Consider the following 3,542-nt stretch of genomic DNA (forward strand, 5'->3'; position numbering starts at 1 on the left):
CCCTCGAGTACTCGACCCCGATCGAGGTTGAGGCCGCCTACGCTGAGTCCCGGGAGCCCTCACCGGCCCCCGCATAGAAAGCGGAACGGAAGCCAGGGCGCTTCAATTTCGCCGTAGCGTTTGGTGAGGGTGCCGTGTGACTGGGAGCCCCGCTGGGTGAGCCGGTGTGCCTCATCGACCACGATCACATCGAAGTCTTCTTCAGCGTCAGCCACCTCGTACGGTGTGAGCACATGCGCGCCCTGTAGCGCCGGGGCTTTGCGGAACACCTTGGTGATCGACTTCCGCAGTGACTTCTGCGGAACGACGAGACCGACGCGGAGATCCTGGAACAGCTCACGGTTCCCCTCGACGAAGAGATCCGAGAACATCGAGTCCCCATCGACGTCATCGGTCGGATCGAACTGCGCGAGGTCGCGCAGGAGCTTCATGAGATAGATGCCGACGATAGTCTTGCCGGTCCCCGGGTCCCCCTGGATCGCAGAGAGTGTGCGGGTGTCAGACTTCAGGTCCTCGAGGAGTCCCTCCATGATGTCGAGCACGGCTACGCCCTGCTCCGTGTTGAGGGCCTTGTACGGGGAGAGCTTGAAGAGGCCGGAGTTCTCGATCTGCGGAATCGTCCGCTGGAAGTAGCCGAGTTTGCGAAGCTCGTCGAAGATCTCCTTGAAGGTCTCGTTGTACTCGCTACGCTGGTAGTACTCTTAATTGGTGACGCCCTCGTTGAGATTCAGGAGCTTGAATCGCCCGTCCCCGTCGAGGAGTCGAATCAGGTAGGACTCGAGGTCCAGACATGCCGAGGCGTTGAACCGTTCGTCGAGGACCAAGCGAACCTCACGCAAATGCTTCTTCGTCTCGGATTTAAGGTGTTGCCGCATCCGACGTTCGGCATTCCCGGTCTCGCCGACGTAAATCTCCTTGCCGTCCTCGATCAGATAGACGATGGGCCAGTTTGCGAACCGAGGGATGCGACTGCTTGCTTCTGCCACAGAATCCGACGTAAAGGCCAGTTGTTCGATCTCAAAGGCGGTCATATTTTGTGCTCCGCCCCTTAGCTTTCTCCACTGGGTACTTCTGCCCTGTCCGATCGAGCTTAGCGCGGATGATCTGTTCCGGATCGAGATCGAGCCGATCCGCGAGCAGCAGTGCGTAGGTGAGGACGTCGGCCAGCTCGCCTGCGACCTCATCACGGCCTGCATCTGAGTCCCACTGGTAGCACTCGAGAAGTTCTCCAGCTTCGATACTGATCGACTTCGCGAGATTATCCGGGGAGTGGAACTGCTGCCAGTCGCGTTCGGCCATGAAGGCGCGCAGGGTCTCGAGGACAGGTTCGCGGGTCACGTCTGCAACCTAGCAGTTTCGAGATCTGGCAGGCGTGTGCATCTTCGAAGGGCTAGCGATCTAGCTGCCAGCTTCTGATGGTGCTCGGAACGGGGATCGATTCCGAGCATCATGGCGTGCCCTCAGCTCCATGCTGTGTGGTGAGCGCCTGGCTCGTGCGGTAGTCCTCCGCCTCGGCCTCGGTGCGAAACTCGAGAACCGAGATGCGCTGCTTCTTGAGGGTCTCGAGCACCTCTGCAGGGGTAACGCGGAAGAACTCCTTGCGGGTGTTGACCTGGTTCAGCCTCTGAGCCGAGAACTCGCGATGCAGCTGTGCCTCGATGGTGACGGCATCGTCGGAGAAGAACAGGGCGTGCACATCGAAGATGAACGGGACCGAGGCATCGCCGAGCTCCTTGACCCGATCCATGGGATCGAGCCGTCTGGTCATCCCGATCTTGACGACGCCCTCGCCGAAGGCGCCGATGTTGGAGATGACGTAGACGTAGCCGGCGCGGATGTTCGCTGCGCGGTAGTCGGCCTGAGAGATCTCTTCATCGATCTGTTTGAGTTTGGTTTGGAGCTCGTCGGCTTGAGCGTCATCGCCCGCTGCGCGCAGACGCCTGATCGAGTTAAGGTAGTGGGTGCGCTCCTTCTCGAGCCGTTCCTTCTCCGCCCGTAGCTCCTGCTCCGCGCGCCGTTGCTCGCGCAGCTCTTCACGTCGCTCTCGATCGAGTGACTTCTCTGCCGCGACCGCCTCATGATGGCGAGCAGCGAGCTCGATCTCCTGGAGACGCAGACGGTGATACCTCTCGTCGACGGCGAGGTCGATCATCGTTCCCTGCTTCTCGATCTGCTCCTTCGCTCGAGAGAGGCGCTTGATCGCCGGAGCGAGGTTACCGGTCTTCACGGTCTTGACCGCGTTCTCCGCCTCGGCGTTGTAGGCGCGCAGCATGATTCGGCGCATCTGGTTGACGAAGGTTCTTCCCTTCGCCGTGGAGTTGTTGAACGTGAACCCGGTGGTCGCGTGGATCGCCCTGTCGTACTTGTTGCTCTCCTTGATGGCTGAGCGCACTATTGCGAGTTCGGAGGCCAGAGACGCTGAGGCCTCGGCGACGTGCTCGTAGTCGTAGAGCCCTCTCGCCTCGAGCTCCACCCGATCACGGGCGATGATGATGTTCTGTTCGACGGACGCGAGCTGCGCCTGCGCGCGCGCAATCTGATTCTGGATCCCCTTGGCTTGCGACGCCGCATCACGTTCCTGCTCGACTGCACGCGCACGTTGTGCTGCCTCTTGTGCCCGCAGCTCGTCGATGCGTTCAGAGATCTCCGCGGCCTCGAGCCCTCTGAACTCGCGGGCGATGCCTTCAAGAGCCCTCACCCGCTCATGAAGAGCTCTTGTCTCCGCCTGGAGCTTGGTGGCAATCTTCTTCGCAGAGAGCAAAGTGACTTTGGCGGTGGATGCAGCGGAGAGCTGTTCTACGGGCTCACCAGCAAGTACCGACTGCGACTGCGGGTTCGATGAGACAGTCTCGATATCCGTGGGCGCACTATCTGCAACCTCCGATGTCGCATGTCTGGTCGGGTAGACAGGCGGCAACGGATCTTCGCTCTGCTGCCCCTGATCGGAGACCGCGTCTCGCCAGCGCAGACCATCCCACCAACGTAACTGGTGCCTGCTCGACGGATCGCTGTACCATCCCGGTGCCGTCGTCCCCTGCTCGCTCATCGCCCCTCATCTCGTTGGTCCTTGAAGGGCGTCGACTTCGTCGGTCCTTGAACGCAGTGTTTCGCCCCTTTCGACATCATCCACCACTCCACGGACAGATGGCTCGACACGCACGCGCGGACACGCATGAGTTCGAGCGGCTCCTTCCAGCGCGCTGTCCGTAATGATCGACATAACCCTCGCGCTGCTGATTCCCGGCTCGGTTGCGAGGCGCAGACACAGCGCCGTGCGAGAGCATGAGGCACACGGGACTGCAACGTCATGACCAACTACAGCTAGACGGCTAGGGCATGTCTCCTATTTGCGTAGCCAGGCGATGACGGCGCAGAGGACGACGCTGGCGCGGTAGGTGATGGCGTGTTTGTCGTAGCGGGTGGCGATCCCGCGCCATTGTTTGGCCAGGCCGAACTGCCGCTCGACGACGTTGCGGCCAGCGTATGCGGTCTGGTCGAGTCCGGGCGGTCGGCCCCCGCAGGAACCCTTCCTCTGGCGGGCA

The 3,542-nt window shown here is 61.3% G+C and carries 4 protein-coding genes and 1 pseudogene; all 5 read right to left on the reverse strand.

The features are described from left to right. Nucleotides 1–59 precede the first annotated feature (59 nt). On the reverse strand, nt 60–542 hold the full coding sequence (locus ACFQRJ_RS12615; protein WP_377019491.1) for a DNA/RNA helicase domain-containing protein: 483 nt from the start codon (nt 540–542) through the stop codon (nt 60–62). Between the two features lie 159 nt (nt 543–701). Then, on the reverse strand, nt 702–1,031 hold the full coding sequence (locus ACFQRJ_RS12620) for a GIY-YIG nuclease family protein (protein ID WP_377019492.1): 330 nt from the start codon (nt 1,029–1,031) through the stop codon (nt 702–704). Next, complete coding sequence (locus ACFQRJ_RS12625; RefSeq protein WP_377019493.1) at nt 1,018–1,338, reverse strand: nucleotide pyrophosphohydrolase; 321 nt, start codon at nt 1,336–1,338, stop codon at nt 1,018–1,020. Before ACFQRJ_RS12625 ends, ACFQRJ_RS12620 begins: the two co-directional genes overlap by 14 nt. Before the next feature lie 109 nt (nt 1,339–1,447). After that, nucleotides 1,448–3,046, reverse strand: coding sequence for a DUF4041 domain-containing protein (locus ACFQRJ_RS12630; RefSeq protein WP_377019494.1), 1,599 nt, complete (start codon nt 3,044–3,046; stop codon nt 1,448–1,450). A gap of 297 nt (nt 3,047–3,343) precedes the next feature. Beyond that, a pseudogene (locus ACFQRJ_RS12635) lies at nt 3,344–3,542 on the reverse strand (IS5/IS1182 family transposase); the annotation flags it as partial.

Source organism: Brachybacterium sp. GCM10030252 (assembly GCF_042666535.1).
GTDB lineage: Bacteria > Actinomycetota > Actinomycetes > Actinomycetales > Dermabacteraceae > Brachybacterium.

Excerpts from the sequence above, each read along its gene's own strand:
- ACFQRJ_RS12620 (WP_377019492.1), bottom strand. The coding sequence starts at position 1,031 with ATGACCGCCTTTGAGATCGAACAACTGGCCTTTACGTCGGATTCTGTG.
- ACFQRJ_RS12630 (WP_377019494.1), bottom strand. The coding sequence starts at position 3,046 with ATGAGCGAGCAGGGGACGACGGCACCGGGATGGTACAGCGATCCGTCG.